The organism is Nocardioides secundeburneus, assembly GCF_039939255.1.
Lineage (GTDB): Bacteria > Actinomycetota > Actinomycetes > Propionibacteriales > Nocardioidaceae > Nocardioides.
The window spans coordinates 174,913-195,452 of sequence record NZ_JBDUUE010000007.1; the positions used below are offsets into that span (position 1 = coordinate 174,913).

22 protein-coding genes are annotated in these 20,540 nt (G+C 73.6%); 8 read left to right on the forward strand and 14 right to left on the reverse strand.

The genetic code is table 11. From position 1 onward, the window contains the following. Positions 1-22 precede the first annotated feature (22 nt). Positions 23-1,105 (forward strand): ABC transporter ATP-binding protein, encoded by a 1,083-nt coding sequence (locus ABFT23_RS19535; RefSeq protein WP_347898233.1) that lies wholly within the window; start codon positions 23-25, stop codon positions 1,103-1,105. Between the two features lie 39 nt (positions 1,106-1,144). Here ABFT23_RS19535 and ABFT23_RS19540 read toward each other — a convergent pair whose 3' ends face one another. After that, a complete protein-coding gene (locus ABFT23_RS19540) occupies positions 1,145-2,071 on the reverse strand; it encodes an alpha/beta fold hydrolase (protein ID WP_347898234.1) in 927 nt (308 codons plus the stop codon). Between the two features lie 76 nt (positions 2,072-2,147). On the opposite strand from ABFT23_RS19540, the gene ABFT23_RS19545 reads away from it, so the two are divergent. After that, positions 2,148-2,975, forward strand: a complete 828-nt coding sequence (locus tag ABFT23_RS19545; RefSeq protein WP_347898236.1) for an alpha/beta fold hydrolase — start codon at positions 2,148-2,150, stop codon at positions 2,973-2,975. Positions 2,976-3,003: 28 nt separating this feature from the next. Here ABFT23_RS19545 and glpX read toward each other — a convergent pair whose 3' ends face one another. After that, a complete protein-coding gene (glpX, locus tag ABFT23_RS19550; RefSeq protein WP_347898238.1) occupies positions 3,004-4,038 on the reverse strand; it encodes a class II fructose-bisphosphatase in 1,035 nt (344 codons plus the stop codon). 69 nt (positions 4,039-4,107) lie between these two features. On the opposite strand from glpX, the gene ABFT23_RS19555 reads away from it, so the two are divergent. Then, positions 4,108-4,680, forward strand: a complete 573-nt coding sequence (locus tag ABFT23_RS19555; RefSeq protein WP_347898239.1) for a DUF4245 family protein — start codon at positions 4,108-4,110, stop codon at positions 4,678-4,680. Here the strand turns inward: ABFT23_RS19555 and ABFT23_RS19560 are convergent. From ABFT23_RS19560 to ABFT23_RS19570, 3 genes are read right to left on the reverse strand one after another with little or no spacing between them, the layout of a single operon-like run. Beyond that, positions 4,643-4,876 (reverse strand): exodeoxyribonuclease VII small subunit, encoded by a 234-nt coding sequence (locus ABFT23_RS19560; RefSeq protein WP_347898241.1) that lies wholly within the window; start codon positions 4,874-4,876, stop codon positions 4,643-4,645. The genes ABFT23_RS19555 and ABFT23_RS19560 overlap by 38 nt on opposite strands. After that, positions 4,873-6,099, reverse strand: a complete 1,227-nt coding sequence (gene xseA, locus ABFT23_RS19565; protein ID WP_347898243.1) for an exodeoxyribonuclease VII large subunit — start codon at positions 6,097-6,099, stop codon at positions 4,873-4,875. Before xseA ends, ABFT23_RS19560 begins: the two co-directional genes overlap by 4 nt. A 31-nt stretch (positions 6,100-6,130) precedes the next feature. Continuing rightward, positions 6,131-6,478: a GntR family transcriptional regulator gene (locus ABFT23_RS19570; RefSeq protein WP_347898245.1), complete on the reverse strand. Its 348-nt coding sequence runs from the start codon at positions 6,476-6,478 to the stop codon at positions 6,131-6,133. 18 nt (positions 6,479-6,496) lie between these two features. On the opposite strand from ABFT23_RS19570, the gene ABFT23_RS19575 reads away from it, so the two are divergent. Next, entirely contained in the window at positions 6,497-7,342 is an 846-nt protein-coding gene (locus ABFT23_RS19575; RefSeq protein WP_347898247.1) for a PfkB family carbohydrate kinase, read from the forward strand. 69 nt (positions 7,343-7,411) lie between these two features. Here ABFT23_RS19575 and ABFT23_RS19580 read toward each other — a convergent pair whose 3' ends face one another. Next, positions 7,412-9,073, reverse strand: a complete 1,662-nt coding sequence (locus tag ABFT23_RS19580; RefSeq protein WP_347898249.1) for an FAD-dependent oxidoreductase — start codon at positions 9,071-9,073, stop codon at positions 7,412-7,414. Between the two features lie 55 nt (positions 9,074-9,128). Here ABFT23_RS19580 and truA point away from each other — a divergent pair, with 55 nt between their 5' ends. From truA to ABFT23_RS19595, 3 genes are read left to right on the forward strand one after another with little or no spacing between them, the layout of a single operon-like run. After that, positions 9,129-9,944 (forward strand): tRNA pseudouridine(38-40) synthase TruA, encoded by an 816-nt coding sequence (gene truA / locus ABFT23_RS19585; protein WP_347898251.1) that lies wholly within the window; start codon positions 9,129-9,131, stop codon positions 9,942-9,944. Further along, complete coding sequence (locus ABFT23_RS19590) at positions 9,937-10,542, forward strand: class I SAM-dependent methyltransferase (RefSeq protein ID WP_347898253.1); 606 nt, start codon at positions 9,937-9,939, stop codon at positions 10,540-10,542. Before truA ends, ABFT23_RS19590 begins: the two co-directional genes overlap by 8 nt. An 18-nt stretch (positions 10,543-10,560) precedes the next feature. Next, positions 10,561-11,013: a Clp protease N-terminal domain-containing protein gene (locus ABFT23_RS19595; protein WP_347898255.1), complete on the forward strand. Its 453-nt coding sequence runs from the start codon at positions 10,561-10,563 to the stop codon at positions 11,011-11,013. Positions 11,014-11,019: 6 nt separating this feature from the next. On the opposite strand, the gene ABFT23_RS19600 is transcribed toward ABFT23_RS19595, so the two are convergent. Then, positions 11,020-13,143 carry a serine/threonine-protein kinase gene (locus ABFT23_RS19600; protein WP_347898257.1) on the reverse strand — a complete coding sequence of 708 codons (2,124 nt, stop codon included), beginning with the start codon at positions 13,141-13,143 and terminating at the stop codon, positions 11,020-11,022. Positions 13,144-13,296: 153 nt separating this feature from the next. On the opposite strand from ABFT23_RS19600, the gene ABFT23_RS19605 reads away from it, so the two are divergent. After that, entirely contained in the window at positions 13,297-13,740 is a 444-nt protein-coding gene (locus ABFT23_RS19605) for a hypothetical protein (RefSeq protein ID WP_347898259.1), read from the forward strand. A gap of 4 nt (positions 13,741-13,744) precedes the next feature. Here the strand turns inward: ABFT23_RS19605 and ABFT23_RS19610 are convergent, their stop codons facing one another. The 7 genes from ABFT23_RS19610 to ABFT23_RS19640 form a co-directional block, all read right to left on the reverse strand. Further along, on the reverse strand, positions 13,745-14,911 hold the full coding sequence (locus ABFT23_RS19610) for an acyl-CoA dehydrogenase family protein (protein WP_347898261.1): 1,167 nt from the start codon (positions 14,909-14,911) through the stop codon (positions 13,745-13,747). A gap of 52 nt (positions 14,912-14,963) precedes the next feature. After that, on the reverse strand, positions 14,964-15,542 hold the full coding sequence (locus ABFT23_RS19615; protein ID WP_347898263.1) for a G5 domain-containing protein: 579 nt from the start codon (positions 15,540-15,542) through the stop codon (positions 14,964-14,966). 64 nt (positions 15,543-15,606) lie between these two features. After that, positions 15,607-16,641, reverse strand: a complete 1,035-nt coding sequence (locus ABFT23_RS19620) for a phosphotransferase family protein (protein WP_347898265.1) — start codon at positions 16,639-16,641, stop codon at positions 15,607-15,609. Then, positions 16,638-17,426 (reverse strand): SDR family oxidoreductase, encoded by a 789-nt coding sequence (locus ABFT23_RS19625; RefSeq protein WP_347898267.1) that lies wholly within the window; start codon positions 17,424-17,426, stop codon positions 16,638-16,640. The genes ABFT23_RS19620 and ABFT23_RS19625 overlap by 4 nt, the downstream gene beginning before the upstream one ends. Positions 17,427-17,439: 13 nt before the next feature. Then, positions 17,440-18,201, reverse strand: coding sequence for an SDR family oxidoreductase (locus ABFT23_RS19630; RefSeq protein WP_347898269.1), 762 nt, complete (start codon positions 18,199-18,201; stop codon positions 17,440-17,442). Beyond that, positions 18,198-19,337 (reverse strand): acyl-CoA dehydrogenase family protein, encoded by a 1,140-nt coding sequence (locus tag ABFT23_RS19635; protein ID WP_347898271.1) that lies wholly within the window; start codon positions 19,335-19,337, stop codon positions 18,198-18,200. Before ABFT23_RS19635 ends, ABFT23_RS19630 begins: the two co-directional genes overlap by 4 nt. Before the next feature lie 12 nt (positions 19,338-19,349). Further along, positions 19,350-20,498 carry an acyl-CoA dehydrogenase family protein gene (locus ABFT23_RS19640; protein ID WP_347898273.1) on the reverse strand — a complete coding sequence of 383 codons (1,149 nt, stop codon included), beginning with the start codon at positions 20,496-20,498 and terminating at the stop codon, positions 19,350-19,352. Positions 20,499-20,540: the final 42 nt, after the last annotated feature.

Below are 20,540 nucleotides of genomic sequence, written 5' to 3' on the forward strand. Positions count from 1 at the left end.
GGTGAAGGGAGCTGTATCAAGCATGGCCACAGTGACGTTCGAGAAGACCCAACGGTGGTACTCCGGTGCCCCCGAACCCGCCGTCCGGGGCATCGACCTCGAGATCGGCGACGGAGAGCTGATGGTGCTGGTCGGGCCATCGGGCTGCGGCAAGTCCACCACCTTGCGCATGCTGGCCGGCCTCGAGCCGGTCGACGACGGTCGGATCCTCATCGGCGACCGCGACGTCACCGACGTCCCGCCCAAGGACCGCGACATCGCCATGGTGTTCCAGAACTACGCGCTCTACCCGCACATGACGGTCGCCGAGAACATGGGCTTCGCGCTCAAGATGGCGAAGGTCCCCGCCGACGAGCGCGAGCGGCGCGTGGCGGAGGCGGCGACGATGCTCGGGCTCACCGACTACCTCGACCGCAAGCCCAAGGCGCTCTCCGGCGGCCAGCGCCAGCGGGTCGCCATGGGGCGGGCGATCGTGCGCAGCCCGCAGGTGTTCTGCATGGACGAGCCCCTGTCCAACCTCGACGCCAAGATGCGCGTGCAGACCCGGGCCGACATCGCCCGGCTGCAGGCCGACCTGGGCGTCACGACCGTCTACGTCACCCACGACCAGGTCGAGGCGATGACGATGGGCGACCGCGTCGCGGTGATGAAGGACGGCGTCCTGCAGCAGGTCGACACCCCGCTCGACCTGTACGACAAGCCGGTGAACCTGTTCGTCGCCGGCTTCATCGGCTCGCCCCAGATGAACCTCATCGAGGCGGTCGCCACCGACGCACAGGCCCGCATCGGCGACTACGTCGTGCCGGTCGACCCGGTGGCCGCCCAGCGCATGAAGGGCGACATCACCATCGGCGTCCGGCCCGAGGCCTGGCGCCTCGTCGGTCCCTCCGACGGCGGCCTGCCCGTGCGGGTCACCGTGGTGGAGGAGCTCGGCGCCGACTCCTACGTGCACGGCACCTGCGGCGTCGAGGGCACCCCGCACGACGTCATCGTCCGGGTCGGCGGCCGGGGTGCCGTCGCCAAGGGCGAGACCGTGCACGTGACCACCGACCCCGCGCAGGTGCACGTGTTCGAGACCGAGTCCGGCGCCCGGCTCAGCCAGTAGCCGGCGACGCCGGCCCGGCAGAGACGCGCCGGGTCGGCGTCAGCGGGCGGTGGCCCGCTCGGCGTTGCGGGTGATGGCCTGGGCGAACGTCTCGTGGAGGGCGGGCGGCAGGTCGTGTCCCATGCCGTCGACGAGCAGCAGGTCGGCGCCCGGCACGGCGTTGGCCGTGGCCCGTCCACCCGAGACGTGCACCATCTTGTCGGCCAGGCCGTGGACGACGACGGTCGGCACGCGCAGGCCGCGCAGCCGGGGCGTGCGGTCGGCGGTGGTGACGATCGCGGCCATCTGCCGGGTGAGCCCGGCCACGCTCACGCCGCGGTCGTAGGTGTCGGCGGCGCGCTCCTCGATGTGCTCCTGCGGCGTCGGGTAGCCGGGCGAGCCGATGAGGCGCCAGGTGGCGACGCTCGAGCGGATGTAGCCCTCACGGCCCCTGCTGCTGGCCAGGAGGTTGCGGAACAGGACCGGGTGCTGCCAGCCGACCGTGCGTCGTCCGGTGGTCGACATGATGCTGGCCAGCGAGCTCACCCGCTGCGGCTGCTGCAGCGCCATCGACTGCGCGATCATGCCGCCCATCGACACGCCGGCCACGTGCGCCGCCTCGAGCCCGAGGTGGTCGAGCAGGCCGAAGGCGTCGCGGGCCATGTCGTCGAGCGAGTAGGGCGAGCGCGTCGGCAGGCCTGCGAACCCGCGCACCAGGAGGCGGCGGGTGACCCGGCCGGTCGCGCGGCTCGAGCGGCCGACGTCGCGGTTGTCGAAGCGGATCACGTAGAAGCCCCGGCGGGCCAGCATCTCGCACAGGTCGGTGTCCCACCAGGTCATCGGGCAGCCGAGCCCCATCACCAGCAGCAACGGCTCGTCGGCCGGGTCGCCGAAGGTCTGGTAGCACAGCTCGATGTCGCCGGAGACGGGCGCGAACAGCTCGTCGGACACCGTCACCGGTGGGGCGGGCTTGGGTCGTGTCGGCACGCCCTCCATCCAAGCACGGCCCCGGAGGAGGGTGATGTCCCCCGAGGCATGCCCACGGGGCAGTAGCGTGCGTCACATGAGTGACAGCCCGCTCGCCTCCTTCCTCCTCCCGGAGGGCTTCGCGCGCCCGTCGCTGACCGCGGTGCTCCGCGAGTCCAGCGTCGTCACCGAGGCTGGCCGCTACGCCGTCCGGGCCGGCGAGGAACGGCGCATCCGTCGGGCACGCCCCTACACGGGTCGTTCCGCGGGGCGGGCGGTCGAGCCGGTGATCCTCGTGCCGGGCTTCATGGCCGGAGACGGCTCGCTCGCGCTGATGGCCCGCACCCTGCGCACGCGCGGCTTCCGCACCTACCGCTCGCACATCCACGCCAACGTCGGCTGCACGCTCAACGCCGCCGCGCAGCTCGAGTCGCGACTCGAGGCCATCGCGACCCGGCGCGGTTCCCGCGTGCAGGTCGTCGGGCACAGCCTCGGCGGCATGATCGCCCGCGGCGTCGCCGTGCGTCGTCCCGACCTCGTCTCCGGCATCGTCACCCTCGGCAGCCCGATGCTCGCCCCCGCCGCCCACCACGCGACGCTCACCTGGAGCGTCGAGGGCCTGGTGCGGTTGAGCCGGGCCGGCGTCCCCGGCCTGATGTCGGAGGAGTGCGTCGGCGGCACGTGCGCGCGCCAGAGCTTCGAGGAGAGCCGCCAGCCGCTGGCCGGCGACGTCGGCTTCACCGCGATCTACAGCAAGCGCGACGGCATCGTCGACTGGCGGGCCTGCATCGACCCGCTCGCCGTCGCGGTCGAGGTGACGACGTCGCACTGCGGCATGGCCTTCGACCCGCTCGTCGTCGACCACGTCGCCGCCGCCCTGCGTCGCCAGATCGACGCCGGTCAGGTGCAGCTCAAGTCGGCCTGACCGCGGGGGCCGTGCCAGGTCGATCGACCTACGAGCCGCCGAAGTCGATGGCGGAGAACGGGCCGAGCTTCTCGAGGCGGTGCTCGGCGGTGATCGAGCGGATCGTGCCCGAGCGCGAGCGCATGACCAGCGAGTGGGTGCTGACGCTGCCGGCGTTGTAGCGCACGCCCCGCATCAGCTCACCGTCGGTGATGCCGGTGGCGACGAAGAAGCAGTCGTCGCCGGTGACGAGCTCGTCGGTGGTTAGCACGTGCTCCGGGTCGAGGTCGTGACCGGCGTCGACGGCCCGCTGCCGCTCGGCGTCGTCCTGCGGCCAGAGCCGGCCCTGGATGACGCCGCCGGTGCACTTCATCGCGCACGCGGCGATGATGCCCTCGGGGGTGCCGCCGATGCCGAGCAGCAGGTCGATGCCGGTGTCGGGGCGCGCGGCCATGATCGCGCCGGCGACGTCGCCGTCGACGATGAGCTTGATCCGGGCCCCGGTGGCGCGGATCTCGTCGGCCAGCTGCTCGTGGCGCGGCCGGTCGAGCAGCACGACGGTGACGTCCTGCGGCTTCTTGCCCTTGGCCTTGGCGACCTGGTGGATGTTCTCGGCGACCGGGTAGCGCAGGTCGACGACCTCGGCCGCCTCGGGGCCGGTGACCAGCTTCTCCATGTAGAACACCGCCGACGGGTCGTACATCGACCCCCGCGGCGCGACGGCGAGCACCGCGACCGCGTTGGACATGCCCTTCGCGGTCAGCGTGGTGCCGTCGATCGGGTCGACCGCGACGTCGCACTCGGGCCCGGTGCCGTCGCCGACCTGCTCGCCGTTGTAGAGCATGGGCGCGTTGTCCTTCTCGCCCTCGCCGATCACCACGGTGCCGCGCATGCCGATGGTGGAGATCATCACCCGCATGGCGTTGACGGCGACGCCGTCGGCGCCGTTCTTGTCACCGCGCCCGACCCACCGCCCGGCCGCCATGGCCGCGGCCTCGGTGACCCGCACGAGCTCGAGAGCCAGGTTGCGGTCGGGCGAGCTGGGGGCGGGCTCGAAGTGCGGCGGCACGGCGGCGGGGCTCATGTCGCGGATGCTATCCCCCGGAGCGGCCCTCCTCGCCCGCCGCCGGGCCCGTCCTGGGACGATGGGGGCGTGAGTGAGCAGGGCGGGCGCTACCAGCGCTCCTTCGAGGGGCTGATCGGCGCCATCATCGTCACCGTGCTCGGCGTCGTGGCGTTCGTCGTCTTCCGCGGGTTCTTCTCCGACCCGCCGGAGCAGGACGTCCCGGACGTCGACCTCGCCGCGGAGGTGCTGAACCTCCAGCAGAACGGGGCCGACCTGGTCTACCCGGCGACGCTGCCCGAGGGGTGGAAGGCCACCCGGGTCGAGCCGACGCCCGCCACCCGCGACCAGGGTCCGCGCTACGACATCAACCTGTTCACCCGCGACGACGAGTTCGTCGGCATCCGTCAGGCCGACCAGGACGCCGCGGCCATGCTCGCCGACGCCGGCGTCGACGACGTGCGCACCGCCGACCCGCTGACCGGCGTGGGCGACCTCGCGCCGACCTGGGACGGGTGGAGCGACCCCGACGGCGACCACGCCTTCACGGCCTCGCTCGGCGAGGAGACCGTGCTGGTCTACGGCGCCGTCGACCCCGACGAGCTCGCCGACGTCGTGGCGCGACTCACGACTGCTCCGCTCCCGACGGCTTCTCCGTCATGACCGCGTCGAGGCGCTGACGGGCGCCGTCGAGCCACTGCTGGCAGGTCGCGGCGAGCGCCTCGCCGCGCTCCCAGAGCGCGAGGGACTCCTCGAGCGTCGTGCCACCGGCCTCGAGCCGGCGGACGACGTCGACGAGCTCTTCGCGGGCCTCCTCGTAGGAGGGTGCCTCGGCGCTGCTGTCGGTGGTCTTGCTCATGTGGGTTCCTCCGTGGTCGAGGTGACGTCGGCGTGCACGCGGCCGTCGGCCACCCGCACGCTGACGGCGGCGCCGGCGTCGAGGCCGGCGACCGAGGTGACGACGTGGCCGTCGGCGTCTTGCAGGACGGCGTAGCCGCGCTCGAGGGTGGCGAGCGGCGACAGCGCCCGGGCGCGGGCGCGGTGGTGGCCGAGGTCGTCGGCGGCCCGGGCGAGCTGGTGACCGAGCGAGCGACGGGCCCGCTCGCGCAGGGCGACGAGGTCGACGACGTGGCGGTCGACCAGGGTGCGTGGGTCGGCGAGCGCCGGTCGGGAGCGCAGCGCGTCGAGACCGGCCTGCTCGCGGCCGAGCGAGGCGAGCACGAGGGAGCGCAGCCGCTCGCGGGCCGAGGCGACGGCGTAGGCCTCGGCGGCGACGTCGGGGACGACGAGCTTGGCGGCGTCGGTGGGGGTGGAGGCGCGCACGTCGGCGACGAGGTCGAGCAGCGGTTGGTCCTGCTCGTGGCCGATCGCCGAGACGACCGGGGTGCGGGCGGCGGCGACCGCACGCACGAGCCCCTCGTCGCTGAAGGGCAGGAGGTCCTCGACCGATCCGCCGCCGCGGGCGATGACGATGACGTCGACCTCGGGGTCGCGGTCGAGCCGCCCGAGGGCCTCCATCACCTCGCCGGCGGCCCGGGTGCCCTGCATGGTGGCCGCGGCGACGGTGAACTCGACCGCCGGCCAGCGGCGGCGGGCGTTGTCGAGCACGTCGCGCTCGGCGGCCGACGACGGCGCCGTGACGAGCCCGACGCGACCCGGGAGGAACGGCAGCCGGCGTTTCAGCTCGCGGTCGAACAGGCCCTCGGCGGCCAGCACCTGGCGGCGCCGCTCGATGCGCGCGAGCAGCTCGCCGAGCCCGACCATGCGGATGTCGCGGGCCTGCAGCGACAGGGTGCCCCGGGTGGCGTAGAACGAGGGCTTGGCGTGCACGACCACGCTCGCGCCCTCGACGAGCGGCGGGTTGAGGGAGTCGATGAGCGCGCGGGGCGCGGTGACCGAGACCGAGATGTCGGCCAGGGAGTCGCGCAGCGTGAGGAACACCGTGGCCAGGCCCGGACGCCGGCTCAGCTGGGCGATCTGGCCCTCGACCCAGATCGCGCCGAGCCGGTCGACCCAGCCGGCGATGGCGGTCGCCACCTGCCGGACGGGGGCCGGCTGCTCGGCGGAGGTGTCCAGGGCCATGCGGCGAGGCTAGTGGTGGGCACCGACAGGGCTACCAGCGCTGCTCCAGCAGACGGGTCGCCTCGGCCAGGGTGAGGCCGAGCCGACGCGCGGTGGCGGCGTACTCGTCGGCCATGGCGGTGGCGTCGCCCGGCGCCGTTGTGGCCGCGATCGATGTCCCGCGCCGGCCCTCGGTGACGACGACGCCGTCGGCCTCGAGCTCGGTGTAGACCCGCTGCACGGTGCGCACGCCGATGCCGAGGTCGACCGCGAGCTGGCGCACGGAGGGCAGCCTCGTGCCGGCCGGCAGGTCGCCGGTCGCCGCGCGGCTCGCGACCTGGGCGCGCAGCTGCTCGTAGAGCGGCGTGGGGGAGTCCGGGTCGAGCGGGTGGATGGTCACGCCTGCGAGAGTAGGACGATGGACTACTGCTTGGTGGTGGGGGAGTCGTTGGTCGACGTCGTCGGCGACGTCGAGCACCCGGGCGGCTCGGCGGCCAACGTCGCCGTCGCGCTCGCCCGGCTCGGCCGGCCCGTCCGGTTCGCGACGTCGTACGCCGACGACGCCCGCGGGCGGGTGGTCGCCGAGCACCTGGCGGCGTCCGGGGTCGAGCTGGCCACCGACCCGCACGTGCTCGACCGGACGTCGGCCGCGATCGCCACGATCGGGCCCGACGGCTCGGCGTCCTACGAGTTCGACCTCGACTGGCGCTTCGGGCCGGTCGAGGTCGCCGAGCCACCGGCGTTCGTGCACGTGTGCTCGATCGCCGCCGTCCTCGCGCCGGGGGCCGACGACGTCCTGGCCCTGCTCGACCGCCTCGCGCCCGGGCCCGTGGTGACCTACGACGTCAACGCCCGGCCGGCGATCACCGGCACCGGGCCCGGCGTGGTCGCCCGCGTCGAGGCCGTGACCCGCCGCGCGACGATCGTGAAGGCCAGCGACGAGGACCTCGCCGCGCTCTGGCCAGACCTCCCCCTCACCGACGCCGCCGCCCACCTGCGCTCCCTCGGGCCCGAGGCCGTCGTCGTCACCCGGGGCGCCGAGGGGGCCGAGTGGCACGGCGCCGACGGCGTCGTCGTGGGCCGGGCCGTGCCGACGACGGTCGTCGACACCATCGGCGCCGGCGACACGTTCTCGGCCGCGATCGTCGACGCGCTCTGGGACGGTCTCGACCCGGCGGCCACCGTCGCGCACGCCGCCCGGGCCGCCGCGGTCACCGTCTCGCGGGCGGGCCCGAACCCGCCGACCCGCGCCGAGCTGGGGTAGTCCCTGACGTTCTCGTCGCCTTCCGGCCCGAGAAACGACCATTTCGTCCGGGACTATCGCGGCGGCGGGCTACGGCGACAGCCAGGAGTGCACGAGCGGGACGACGCTCGCACCCTCGCCGGACGCCGACGCGACCCGCTTCATCGAGCCGGCCCTGATGTCGCCGACGGCGAAGACGCCCGGCATCGTGGTGGCCAGGTTGGCGGGCGGGCGGCCGTCGGACCACGACGCCGGGGGCACGTCGCGACCGGTGAGCACGAAGCCGTGCGCGTCGCGAGCCACGCCGGAGGGCAGCCAGTCGCAGTGCGGGTCGGCGCCGAGCAGCAGGAAGAGCCCGGTGACCTCACGTCGGGCGACCTCGCCGGTGGTCACGTCGCGCACGTCCAGCCACTCGAGCCGGCCCTCGCCGCCGCCGTCGACGACCTGGCAGCAGGTCTCGACGGTGATGCGCGGGTTGAAGGCGATCTCGTTGATCAGGTACTGCGACATCGTCTCCTCGAGCCCGGGGCGCCGCACCATGATGGTCACCGAGCGGGCGAACCGGGACAGGTGGATGGCGGCCTGGCCGGCGGAGTTGCCACCGCCGACGACCACGACGTCGCCGTCCTGGGACTCGCGGGCCGCCGACATCGCCGAGCCGTAGGTGACGCCCATGCCGACGAGGTCGTCGATGCCGTCGCAGCCGAGCTTGCGGTAGGCGACCCCGGTGGCGACGACGACCGAGCGCGCGTGCACGTCGCCGCCCTGCGTGCGCAGCAGGTGGTGCCCGCCGTCGTGGCAGCGGTCGAGTGCGTCGACCTCCCAGCCGGTGTAGAACTGCACGCCGAACCTGATGGCCTGGTTGCGTGCCCGCTGCGCCAGGCGCATGCCGGAGATGCCGCGCGGGAAGCCCAGGTAGTTGCGGATCATGGACGACGTGCCGGCCTGGCCGCCGATCGCCTCGGCCTCGAGGACGACGGTCGACAGGCCCTCGCTGCCGCCGTAGACCGCGGCGGCGAGCCCGGCGGGGCCGGCCCCCACGATGACGAGGTCGACGACCTCGTCGACGTCGATGTCGCTGGGGGCGCCGTAGACCTGGGTGGCGACGTCGCGCACGGAGGTCGGGGCGTAGACCGGGCGCCCGATGGTGCGCATGACCGGCCAGGTGACCTCGCCCCCGGTCTGCGCGTGCTCGTCGAGGACCTCGCGGCCCTCGGGGGACTCGGGCGGATAGACCCGGGTGGGCATGCCCATGCGCTCGGTGAACTCGCGGATCGCGTTGGTGAGCGGGGTGTTGGGCGGGGAGACGATGCGCACCGACTCGACCTCGGGCATCGCGACGGTGGAGCCCCAGTCGGAGAGCAGCTCGGTGATCGCGCCGTGGAACTCCTCGTCGCGGACGCCGCGCGGCATCAGCAGGTAGGCGTCGTACTTGCCCTTGGCCAGCCCGGGGCGCAGCTCGGCGGCCTGGGCCAGGAAGTGCTCCCACGGGGCGGCGATCACGCGGCGCGCCGTCGGCACCTTCTTGCGCCAGTGGTGGAAGGCCATGAGCGGGTGCTCGTCGGGGAGCTGTCCGTCTTGCACGAACAGCGCCACGGTCGAGCCCTCGGCCTTGACCTGCAGGATGACCTCGATCGCCTCGGCCGCGGAGTGGGCGGTGCGGAGGTCGTAGTCGCGGGCGTAGCGCCCGAACTCGTCGAGCAGGAACTCGGAGTGCTCGGCGGAGACGAGGAGGATGACGGGATCGGCCACCCCCCGAATCTAGTCCGGACGCGTCGCGACCGGGTGTCGCTGACACAATCGGCGGGTGCGACTGCGGATCGACCTCTCCTACGACGGGACGTCGTTCAAGGGCTGGGCGGCCCAGCCGGGCCTGCGCACGGTGCAGGGCGTGCTGACGGCGGCCCTGGCCACGGTGCTGCGCCGCGACGACGTCGCCGTGGTCTGCGCGGGCCGCACCGACTCCGGCGTCCACGCGCGCGGCCAGGTGGTGCACACCGACGTGCCCGACGGGCCCGATGGTGAGGTGCTGCCCGATCGCCTCGCCCGTCGGCTCAACGGCGTCCTCGACCCCGACGTGCGGGTGCGCCGCGTGACGATCGCACCCGACGGCTTCGACGCCCGCTTCGGTGCCCTGTGGCGGCGCTACGCCTACCGCGTAGCCGACCGTGCCGACCTGCTCGACCCGCTGACCCGCGCCCACGTGCTCGCCTGGCCGCGTGAGCTCGACCTCGACGCGATGAATGCGGCGTGCGACCTGCTGGTCGGGCGGCACGACTTCGCCTCGTTCTGCAAGCAGCGCGAAGGTGCGACCACGATCCGCACGCTGCTCGAGCTGTCGTGGGCGCGCGACGAGGCCGGCGTCGCCGTGGCGACCGTGCGGGCCGACGCGTTCTGCCACAGCATGGTCCGCGCGATCGTCGGCTGCCTCCTCGCGATCGGCGAGGGACGACGCCCGCCGGCCTGGGCGGGGGAGGTCCTGCGGGCCGAGACCCGCGACCCCGCGGTCGCGGTCGTCCACGCGCACGGCCTCACGCTCGAGGAGGTCGCCTACCCGGCCGACGACGAGCTGGCCGCGCGCGCCGTCCAGACGATGGCGAGGCGGGTGCGCAGCGATGCCTGACGAGCACTACTTCACCGCCGACCCGTCGGTGCCGTTCAAGCGTGCCGCCGTCGAGACCGAGGTGTGGGGCCGGGCGATGTCGCTCGAGTCGGGTTCGGGCGTCTTCGCGCAGGGCCGGCTCGACGTCGGCACCGCGGTGCTGTTCCGCGAGACCGAGCCGCCGGCGCCGTCGGTGCGCCGCGTGCTCGACCTCGGCTGCGGCTACGGGGTGATCGGCCTGGCGCTCGCCCTCGCGCTGCCCGAGGCGCAGGTGGCGGCGGTCGACGTCAACGAGCGCGCGCTGCTGCTCGCCCGCGACAACGCCGCCACGTTGGGGGTGGCCGACCGGTTCGAGGCCGTGCTGCCCGACGACGTCGACCCCGGCGCCACCTACGACGAGATCTGGTCGAACCCACCGATCCGCATCGGCAAGCAGGCCTTGCACGAGCTGCTGTTGCGCTGGCTGCCCACGCTCGCGCCCGGCGGCCGCGCGGTGATGGTGGTGGGCAAGAACCTCGGCGCCGACTCGCTGCAGCGCTGGCTCGACGAGCAGGGCTGGCCGACGACGCGGCTGGCCAGCGCGAAGGGCTTCCGGATCCTGGAGGTCCGACGCGGCTGAGCGACGTACGGTCGAGCCATGGCCGACCGGCGCGACGTGCACCCGCACCACCTGTTGCGCGCGCTGCTCGACGACCGCCTCGTGCGGCAGGTGCTGGCCGAGCTCGGCGTCGAGGCCGACCGGGTGCGACTGACCCTCGACCAACGGTGGCTGGCGGCGTCCGACACGATCGAGGTCGAGGAGGTCGAGACGCTCGGCATCGACCTCGCCACGGTGCTCGCCGTCGTCAACCCGCCGTTCGACGACCCGCCCGACTGGGCCGGACGCCGCCTCACCGACGCCACGCGTGAGCTGCTGGTGCGCGCGCTCGGCGTCCGACGGGTCGACTCCGGGCGCGGGGTGACGTCGGGCCACCTGCTCGTCGCGGTGCTGTCGACCAAGGAGCCGATCGTCGCCGGCACGGTGCGCGAGCACGGGTTGAGCGAGCGCGCGGCACGGCGGGTCGTCGACGCCTGGAGCCGCCGCGCCTAGTCAGGGCTACTGCAGGGCGAGGGTGGTCAGCCGGCTGCGGTCGTCGGTGTCGGCCGAGCCGATGACGTACAGGGTGTCGCCGTCGGGGGTGAGCGCGATCGTCGTCGGGGCCTCGACCTCGGCGACGGTGGTGACCTCGTGGGTCACGGTGTCGACGGCCAGCACCGCGTCGTCGTCGGTGACCGGCACGTAGGCGGTGGCGCCGTCGGCGGCGAAGGCGACGATCGAGCCGGGACGGCCGTCGACGGCGATCTCGTCGACCTCCTCGCCCGTGGTCAGGTCGAGGACCGCGATGCGACCCCGCTCGGGCTCGGGGATCCAGCCGAGGTCGGTGCCGGGCTGCTGACGCACGCGTCCGATCGTCGTGCCGCCGAGGTCGAACGACGCACCGACGGAGTCGGTGCCGTCGAGGCGGTCGAGCACCTCGATCGACGTCCCGGTGGTGACGAAGACCCGGCTGCCGTCGGCGCTGACCTGCAGTCCGTTGGGCTCGGCGCCGTCGAGGTCGACCAGCTCGCCGGTGCCGGACGCCGCGTCGATGCGCAGCACGGCGCCGGCGTCGTCGACGGGGGCGTAGGCGGTGGTGCCGTCGGGCGTGAACTGGGCGAGCCCGACCGGGGCGTCGGCCTCGATCGCCCCGACGACCTCGTCGGTCGCGGTGTCGATGACGAGCATGCGGCCGGCTTCGGTGTCGGCGACCGCGATGCCCACGTAGAGGCGGGTGCCGTCGGGCGAGACCCGGGGGAGCGCGGGCGTGCCGCCGAGGTCGATGTAGTCGCGGACCTCGCCGTCGACGACCGAGGCGACCTCGCCGCTGCCCTCGCAGGTGACGAAGACGGTGGTGCCGTCGGGTGTGGGCGCCGCGCCCGACGGGGCGTCGCAGACCGGGACCTCGGTCACCTCGGAGGTGGCGGCGTCGATGATCGAGACCAGGTCGGCGTCGGTGCTGGCGACGACGAGGGGCCCGGCGGCCCCGGTGGGCAGCTCGACGCGACGGGCGCCCGCGGCGAGGTCGATCGTGCCCACCGGCGTGGCCGTCGCCGGACCGGACGGCGTGCGCTCGTCGTCGGCCCGGTCGTCGTCGTCCGGCCCACCGCCGAGCACGAGGAGGCCGACGACGACCGCACCGACGGCCACGAGGGCCACCAGCAGCACGAGCAGCTTCCGTCCGACGCCTCGTCCGCTCGAAGTCGCCGGGAGGGGCGGTGACGGGTCGTCGACGCGCGTCGGGGCGCTGAGGGCCTGGGTCGGCATCGCGGCACGCTCCGCCTGCGGCGACGGCGACGGCGACGGCGGGTGCGGCTGCGGGGCGGGCGTGGCGGAGAGGATGCGTTCGATCTCGCCGGCCACCTGGGCCGTGGTCGGGCGGACGGCGGGGTCGCTGGCGAGCATCGCGGCCACCACGTCGGTGCACGCGCCGGCCCGGGACGACGCGGGAGCCTCCTCGCGCGCCAGGCGAGCAAGGATCCAGCCGACCTCGGGCTGGCCGGTGCCGAGGAACGGCGCGTGACCCTCGACCGCGGCGAAGAACGTGGCGCCGAGCGACCAGACGTCGCTCGCCGGACTGGTGCCCTCCCCGCGCGCCGCCTCCGGCGGCAGGAACGCGATCGTGCCGATCATCTGGCCGGCCCGGGTGATCGCGACGTCGTCGACGCCGCGGGCGATGCCGAAGTCGGCCAGGTGGCCACGTGCGTCGCGGTCGAGCAGCAGGTTGGCGGGCTTGACGTCACGGTGGGTCACCCCGGCCGCGTGCGCGGCCGCCAGCGCGCCGGCGACGTCGGCGACCACCCGGGCCACGACCGGCCACGGCACCTGGCGCTCGCGGGCGATGCGGTCGGCGAGCGACTCGCCCTCGACGAACTGCAGGATCAGGTAGGGCCGGCCCTCGACCCGCACGAGGTCGAACAGCGTCACGATCGCCGGGTGGTTGAGCCGGGCCACGGTGCGCGCCTCGCGGACCATGCGCTCCATCAGCTCGCCGTCGAGGTCGGCATCACCCCCGAGCCGGAGCCGCTTCACCGCGACCTGCCGCCCGAGCTCGAGGTCCTCGGCCAGCCAGACGTCGCCCATGCCGCCCGAGCCGAGCGGGCGCAGCCGCTGGTAGCGCCCGGCCAGGAGGTCGTCGTCCATGCTCGGGAGGATAGGACGTCGCGGGGCCCGCCTCACCGCGTCGCGGACGGTCTGCCCGATCGGGCTGACCCGGCCGATCGAGCACCGATGGGGCCGCAACGCAAGGCCCACCCGAGCCGGGCGGTCGACCGCCCCGGCTGCCAGGCTGTGGTCATGGGCAACCCACGGTGGAGCGCAGCGGCAGCGATCGTCCTGGTCGGCATGGCGCTGAGCGCGTGTGGCGGGTCCGACGACGGGGGAGGCGACGACGGCGCCCCGTCGACGGCGGCGACCGACCTCGCCGGCGGTGTGGACGACGCCACGTCGGGCGACACCGACCTCGACGGCGAGGCCGACGCCGGCGCCGAGCTCACCCCGGAGGCGTTCTGCGGCTTCCTGGCCGAGACCGCACCGGACGTCGTCGGGCTCCAGCCGGCCGAGTTCGCGGCGGCACAGTTCGGCACCCAGCTGGTCGCCTTCTACGCCGACGAGGGCCTGCTCACCGACATCGACGGCGCCGACATGGACGCCCTCGCCGCGGAGGGCTGCCCCGAGGCCGCCGCCGACCTGCTGCCGGCCCTCGGCGCATCGAGCTTCGCCGACCCCTACGCGAGCTGAGTGCTCACACGAACGCGTTGATGCCCGTCTCGGCCCGCCCGATCAGCAGCTTCTGCACCTGCGAGGTGCCCTCGTACAGCGTCATCACCCGCGCGTCGCGGAGGTACTTGGCGGCGGGGTACTCGTCGATGTAGCCGGCGCCGCCGTGGATCTGGATGGCGAGGTTGGCCGCGCGGACGGCGGCCTCGGAGGCGAACAGCTTGGCCTTCGAGGCCGCGACGCCGAACGGCTCGTGGCGATCGACGAGGTCGGCCACGCGCCACACGAGCAGGCGCGCGGCGTCGGCGTCGAGGGAGATGTCGGCGATCATGTCCTGCACCAGCTGGAAGCCGGCGATGGGCCGGCCGAACTGGGTGCGGTCCTTCGCGTAGGCCACCGAGGTCTCGAGGCAGCCCTGCACGATGCCGACGCAGCCGGCGGCGACGGCGAGGCGGCCCTTGTCGAGGGTCGACATCGCGACCTTGAAGCCGCGACCCTCGCCGTCGGGGCCGCCGAGCATCGCCGACGACGGCACGCGGACGTCGTCGAGGAACAGCTCGGCGGTGGCCTGCCCGCGCAGGCCGAGCTTGCCCTTGATCTCGCGCGCCTCGAAGCCGGGGGAGTCGGTCGGCACGAGGAACGCCGAGACGCCTCGGGCACCGGAGTCGGGCGCGCCGGTGCGGGCGAAGACGAGGGCGACCGATGCCCACGTGCCGTTGGTGATGAACAGCTTCTGGCCGCTGAGCAACCAGTCGTCGCCGTCGCGGACGGCGCGCGTGGTCAGGTTGCCGGCGTCGGAGCCCGTGTCGGGCTCGGTGAGGCCGAAGCACCCGAGCTTCTCGGCCGCGGCCAGCACCGGCAGCCACTCCTGCTTCTGCTCCTCGGTGCCGTGGAACAGGATCGACTTGCCGACCAGGCCGCTGCTCACCGACACGATGCCGCGCAGCGCCGAGTCGGCCCGGCCGAGCTCCTCCATCGCCAGCGCGTAGGTGACGTAGTCGCCGCCCACGCCGCCGTACTCCTCGGGGATGGTCAGGCCGAAGAACCCCAGCTCGGCCATCTTCGGCACGATGTCGAGGTCGACGGACTCGTCGCGGTCCCACTGCGTGCGGAACGGCAGTGCCTCACGGTCGAGGAAGTCGCGGGCGGCCTGGCGGAACGCGGTCTGCTCGTCGTCGAGGCGGAGGTCCATGGCCCGACACTCTCACGTGCCGGGCGCCCGGACCCCCGCCCGAACGGTCAGGTCACTCGCAGCCGACACCGTCGCCGTCGGAGTCGAGGCCGTAGATGTCGTCGCCGACCACGTACACCGGGCCGTCGACGTAGGCCGGGCCGTTGCCGCTGCCGCCGGCGCAGTCGACGTCGCTGGCGATCGGCACGCACGCACCGCTGTAGTTGGGGTCGCACCGCTGCTCGGTGTGGGTACGGGTGCCCTTGAGCACGATCCGGGCGACGGGACGGCGGACGATCTTGGTGCGGACCTTCTTCTTCGACACCTGGTGGCCGTCGTCGTAGGTGATGCGCCACACGACCAGCTTCACGCCGGTGCGGCCCTTGCGGGACACCTTGGTCGTGCCGCGGGGCAGGTCGTTCGTGCGGACGACGCGGGTCCGGAAGGGCATGGTCCAGCGCTTCTTCACGGTCTTGTGGACGACGGCGCGCTCGGCGGGTGCGGCGCTCGAGGTGGCCGCGGCGCGGTCGCCGGCGGGGACGCGCGCGGACGCCGTCCCGACGGGGGCGAGGAGAGCGAGGACCAGGGCGACCAGGGCGACGACGGCGGCGCCGGCGAGGCGGGTGCGGTGGGGGTGGGGGTAGGTGTTCACCGCGGCACCGTAGGTGGGTGTCTTAGCACCGCGCAGCGAAAAACCCGAGGGGTGACCGATCGGACTACTCGGACTGGCCCGATCGGGTGGCAGCCAACCCTGCTGCGAGCAGCGGCTCGACCGCCTCGCCGATGCGGTCGAAGCCGTCACCGACGGTCTGCCCGGCCAGGTGGCGGTGGTGGATGCCCTCGAGGATGACCGCGATCTTGAGGTAGGCCAGCCCGAGGTGGAACGACAGGTCGCCCAGGGGCCGGCCGCTCGCGGACTCGTAGGTGGCGAGCTGGGTGTCGCGGTCGGGGTAGCCCGGCGCGCTGCTGGCGTCGGAGACCGCGGCGCCGCCGACGAGCGAGCCGAGCTCGTCGTAGACGAGCAGCAGCGCGACGTCGGTGAGCGGGTCGCCCAGGGTCGCCATCTCCCAGTCGACGACGGCCTTGACCGGCGCCGGGTCGTCGGCCACGCAGAGGAGGTTGTCGAGCCGGTAGTCGCCGTGGACGATGCCCGGCGCACCGTCGGGCGGCACGGACGACGAGAGCCGCGCGAGCAGCCTGACGGCGTCGGGCAGCGGCCGGGTGGCCGAGCCTTCGAGCTGCCGGCCCCACCGGCGCACCTGGCGCTCCAGGAACCCGGCCGGGCGGCCGAGGTCGCCCAGCCCGACGTCGTCGGGCGCGACGGCGTGCAGGCGGGCCAGCACCTCGACCATCGATCGGGCCAGGGCGGTCGTGGCGTCGGCGCCGATCGGCTCGAGCTGGGCCGAGGTGCGGTAGGCGACGCCGTCGACCTTGCCCATCACGTAGAACTCGGCACCGAGCACCGTGGTGTCGCGACAGTGGGCGTAGGTCGGCGGCACCGGGACGTCGGAGCCGGCGAGCGCCGACATCACCGTGAACTCGCGGCCCATGTCGTGGGCCGTGGCCTGCACGTGCCCCAGCGGCGGACGGCGCACGATGCGGGTCGACGTGCCGTCGGAGACCTCGTAGGTCAGGTTCGACTTGCCGCCCGCGATGAGGTGGCCGACCAGGTCGGGGCGGAGGTCGCCCGGTCGTTCGAGGTCGTACCACCTGTGGAAGTCGGCGAGGTCGAGCCCCGGCAGGTCGGTCACGAGAGGCCGTCGACCTTCGCCTGCAGGCGACGCATGCCGCCGAGCCACCGGTCGGTGTCGGCGGCCCGGGCCGCGTAGTAGCCGCCGACCTCGGGGTGCGGGAGCACCAGGAAGCGGTCGTCGTCGAGCGACGACACCCAGGCGTCGGCGACCGCGTCGGGCGTGAGCGCCTCGTCGTGCGAGAGCAGGTCCTTGAGGGGGCCGGCCTGGTCGAGCATCGCGGTCTGCACGCCCTGTGGGCAGATGGCCTGGACGGCGACCCCCCGGTCGCCGTAGGTGATCGAGAGCCACTCGGCGAAGCCGACGGCCGCGTGCTTGGTCGTGCTGTAGGCGGCCGCCCCGATCATGGTCAGCAGGCCGGCCGCGGACGCCGTCACCACGAACCGGCCGCCGCCCGTCTCGACCCAGCCGGGCACGAGCGTGCGCGCGGCGCGCACGTGGCCCATCACGTTGACGTCGAGCATCTGCGCCCACTGCTCGTCGGGCAACTGCAGGCTGTCGGCGAGCGTGTGGTCGATGCCGGCGTTGGCGCAGTAGACGTCGATGCGACCGAGGACGTGGGCGGCCGTGGCGACGAGGTCGTCGACGCCGGACGCCGACGAGCAGTCGCCCGGCACCGCGACGGCCCCGATCTCGTCGGCGGTGGCCGCGAGCCGGTCGGCGTCGACGTCGTTGACGACGACGCGGGCGCCCTCGGCGACGAGTCGCGCGGCGAGCGCGCGCCCGATGCCGCCGGCGGCGCCGGTGACGACCGCGCCCTTGCCCTCCAGTGCCGGGTGACCCATCAGTGCGGCCCCATCAGTGCTGGCCCATCAGGGAGATGCCGCCGTCGGCGACGACCGTCTGCCCGGTCAACCACGACGCCTCGTCGGAGAGCAGGAACGCGACGAGCGAGCCGATGTCGTCGGTCTCGCCGAGGCGCTTGAGCGGGTAGCTGGCCGCGGCCTCCTCCTCGCGCCCGACGTAGAGGGCCTCGGCGAACCGGGTCTTGACGACCGCGGGGGCGACGGCGTTGACCCGGATGCCGGGGCCGAGCTCCTGCGCGAGCGACTCGGTGAGCGAGATCAGCGCGGCCTTGCTGGCGCCGTAGAAGGCGATGAACGGCGCCGGCTGCACGCCGCTGAGCGACGACACGTTGACGACGGCGCCGCCGTGCTGCTTCATCCAGGCCCGGTGGGCCTCCTGCACCCAACCGAGAGCGGCGACGACGTTGACGTCCATGATCTTGTGGGCGGCGTCGAGGTCGAGCTCGGTGAGCAGCCCGAAGGCCGGGTTGATGCCGGTGTTGTTGACCAGGAGGTCGAGGCTGCCGAAGGTCTCGACGGCCGCGGCCACGGCCTCGCGGCGGTGCTCGGCGTCGCCCGCGTTGCCCGGCACGCCGAGCGCGTGCGCGGCGCCGCCGAGCTGCTCGACCGCCTCGGCCAGCGCCTCGGGCTTGCGCGCGGTGATCACCACGCGCGCGCCCTCGTCGACCAGCCGTTGCGCGACCCCGAGCCCGATGCCGCGGCTGGCCCCGGTGACGATCGCGGTCTTGCCGGCGAGGCCCCGCAGCCCGGTCATGCCACGTCGAGCGGGTCGATGGCGGCGTAGGTCGCCAGCTTCTCGTCGAGCGTGCGCAGGTGGTGCCCGGCGTCGCCGAGCAGGTGGTCGAGCACGGTGAGGTGGGCGGTGTAGGCCCCCACGTTGTACTCGGCCGTCATGCCGATGCCGCCGTGCAGCTGGATCGTCTCCTGGCCGATGTGCCGCCCGGCCCGGCTGACCTGCAGACCAGCTCGGGCGGCGGCGTCGGCGACGGCGTCCGGGGTGCCGCCGTCGACGACCATCGTGGCCCAGTCGACGAGGCTGTGGGTCAGCTCCTGGCTGGTGTACATGTCGGCCGCGCGGAACGTGAGCGCCTGGAAGTTGTTGAGCGTGACACCGAACTGCTTGCGGCTCTTGAGGTACTCGACCGTGGCGGCGAGCTGGGTCTGCATCGCGCCGAGCGCCTCGTTGACGGCCATGATGCGGGTGATGTCCTGCACCGTCGCGATGCTCGCCGTGACGTCGGCCGCCGACGCCCCGAGAGGCGTGGACGGCGTGGCGTCGAAGGTGATGCGCGCGGCGCGGCCGCCGTCGGGCAACGCGTAGCCCTCGCGCTCGAGCGAGGAGACCTCGGTGACGACGAACAGCCCGGTGCCGCCGTCGGGCAGGGCCGCGCTCACCACGAGCACGTCGGCCCGCGCACCGTGCAGCACGGCGTCCTTGACGCCGGTGAGGTTGTTATCGGCGTCGGCCGTGACGTCGTGCGCCGACGCTGACGAGAGCCGGCCCGGCTCGTCGTGGGCGAAGGTCAGCAGCGACTCGCCCGAGGAGAGGGCGCCGAGGATCTCGGCGCGCTGCTCGGGCGTGCCGACGGCGGAGACGAGGCCGCCGGCGTAGACCACGGAGGCGAGGTAGGGCTCGGGTGCGAGCACGCGACCGATCTCGCGGCACACGATCGCGATCTCGACCGGGCCGGCGCCGACGCCGCCGTCGTCCTCGGCGAACGGGAGACCGAGCAGGCCCATCTCGGCCATCTGGGTCCACACCTTCTCGTCGAAGCCCGGGTCGCCCTTGGCGGTCTGACGGCGGTGCTCGTAGTCGCTGTAGGCCTTGCCGATGAGGCCCTTCACGGCGTCGCGGAGGGCGGTCTGCTCGTCGTCGTAGCTGAAGTCCATGTCAGTTCTCCCTCACAGTCCCAGGATGCCGCGGCTGATGATCTGGCGTTGCACCTCGTTGGACCCGCCGTAGATCGAGGCCTTGCGCAGGTTGAGGTAGGTCGGCACCGAGCGGCGGTACCAGTCGAGCGTGGCGTCTCCCTCGCCGGCACCGAGGACGGCGACGGCGCCGAGGTCGACGACGAGCTCGCTCACCGCCTGCTGCAGCTCGGTGCCCTTCAGCTTGAGCACGGACGACGCCGGGTGCGGCTCGCCGCCGGCCGAGTGGGCCGCCACCCGCAGTGCGGTGAGCTCGAGGGCCAGCAGCTCGTTCTCGAGCTCGACGACGCGGGCGCGCAGCAGGGGGTCGGCGGCCAGGCGCTCGGCCCCGAGCTCCTTGGCCCGGGCCAGCACGCGCTTGGTGGCGCCGACCGGCGCGACGCCGACCCGCTCGTTGCCGAGCAGGAACTTGGCGATCGTCCAGCCCTGGCCCTCCTCGCCGACCAGGTTGGCCCCGGGCACGCGGACGTCGGAGAACCAGACCTCGTTGACCTCGTGCCCGCCGTCGATGAGCTCGATCGGGCGCACCTCCAGGCCCTCGGAGCGCATGTCGATGAGCAGCATCGAGATGCCGGCCTGCTTCTTCACGTCGGGGTTGGTGCGCACGAGCGTGAAGATCCAGTCGCCGTACTGGCCGAGCGTCGTCCAGGTCTTCTGGCCGTTGACGACCCAGTCGTCGCCGTCGCGCACCGCGGTGGTGCGCAGGCTCGCGAGGTCGGAGCCGGCGTCGGGCTCGGAGAAGCCCTGGCTCCAGAAGATGTCGATGTTGGCGGTCTTGGGCAGGAACTCCGCCTTCTGCTCCTCGGAGCCGAACTGGGCGATGACCGGGCCGATCATGCTGGCGTTGAACGCCAGCGGCACGGGCACGCACGCGGCCTGCATCTCCTCGTGCCAGATGTGGCGCTTGAGCTCGCTCCAGCCACGGCCGCCCCACTCCTCGGGCCAGTGCGGGACGGCGAGCCCGCCCGCGTTGAGCTCGCGCATGCTCTGCACGATCTGGTCCTTGGAGAGCTCGCGCCCCTCGGCCACCGTCTGCCGGATCTCCTCGGAGACCTGGGTGGTGAAGTAGGTGCGCATCTCCTCCCGGAACTTCTGGTCCTCCTCGGACAGGGCGAGCTGCATGCGGATCCTCCTGGGCGCGACGGTGCGGGACGGGTGGTGACG

What these genes read in the sequence shown, in the direction of transcription:
- ABFT23_RS19545 (WP_347898236.1), top strand. Translation starts at nt 2,148, where the DNA reads ATGAGTGACAGCCCGCTCGCCTCCTTCCTCCTCCCGGAGGGCTTCGCG.
- ABFT23_RS19635 (WP_347898271.1), bottom strand. Translation starts at nt 19,337, where the DNA reads ATGGACTTCAGCTACGACGACGAGCAGACCGCCCTCCGCGACGCCGTG.
- ABFT23_RS19600 (WP_347898257.1), bottom strand. Translation starts at nt 13,143, where the DNA reads ATGGACGACGACCTCCTGGCCGGGCGCTACCAGCGGCTGCGCCCGCTC.
- ABFT23_RS19575 (WP_347898247.1), top strand. Translation starts at nt 6,497, where the DNA reads ATGGACTACTGCTTGGTGGTGGGGGAGTCGTTGGTCGACGTCGTCGGC.
- ABFT23_RS19535 (WP_347898233.1), top strand. Translation starts at nt 23, where the DNA reads ATGGCCACAGTGACGTTCGAGAAGACCCAACGGTGGTACTCCGGTGCC.
- ABFT23_RS19640 (WP_347898273.1), bottom strand. Translation starts at nt 20,498, where the DNA reads ATGCAGCTCGCCCTGTCCGAGGAGGACCAGAAGTTCCGGGAGGAGATG.
- ABFT23_RS19605 (WP_347898259.1), top strand. Translation starts at nt 13,297, where the DNA reads ATGGGCAACCCACGGTGGAGCGCAGCGGCAGCGATCGTCCTGGTCGGC.
- glpX (WP_347898238.1), bottom strand. Translation starts at nt 4,038, where the DNA reads ATGAGCCCCGCCGCCGTGCCGCCGCACTTCGAGCCCGCCCCCAGCTCG.
- ABFT23_RS19590 (WP_347898253.1), top strand. Translation starts at nt 9,937, where the DNA reads ATGCCTGACGAGCACTACTTCACCGCCGACCCGTCGGTGCCGTTCAAG.
- ABFT23_RS19595 (WP_347898255.1), top strand. Translation starts at nt 10,561, where the DNA reads ATGGCCGACCGGCGCGACGTGCACCCGCACCACCTGTTGCGCGCGCTG.
- ABFT23_RS19610 (WP_347898261.1), bottom strand. Translation starts at nt 14,911, where the DNA reads ATGGACCTCCGCCTCGACGACGAGCAGACCGCGTTCCGCCAGGCCGCC.
- ABFT23_RS19560 (WP_347898241.1), bottom strand. Translation starts at nt 4,876, where the DNA reads ATGAGCAAGACCACCGACAGCAGCGCCGAGGCACCCTCCTACGAGGAG.
- ABFT23_RS19625 (WP_347898267.1), bottom strand. Translation starts at nt 17,426, where the DNA reads ATGGGTCACCCGGCACTGGAGGGCAAGGGCGCGGTCGTCACCGGCGCC.
- xseA (WP_347898243.1), bottom strand. Translation starts at nt 6,099, where the DNA reads ATGGCCCTGGACACCTCCGCCGAGCAGCCGGCCCCCGTCCGGCAGGTG.
- ABFT23_RS19630 (WP_347898269.1), bottom strand. Translation starts at nt 18,201, where the DNA reads ATGACCGGGCTGCGGGGCCTCGCCGGCAAGACCGCGATCGTCACCGGG.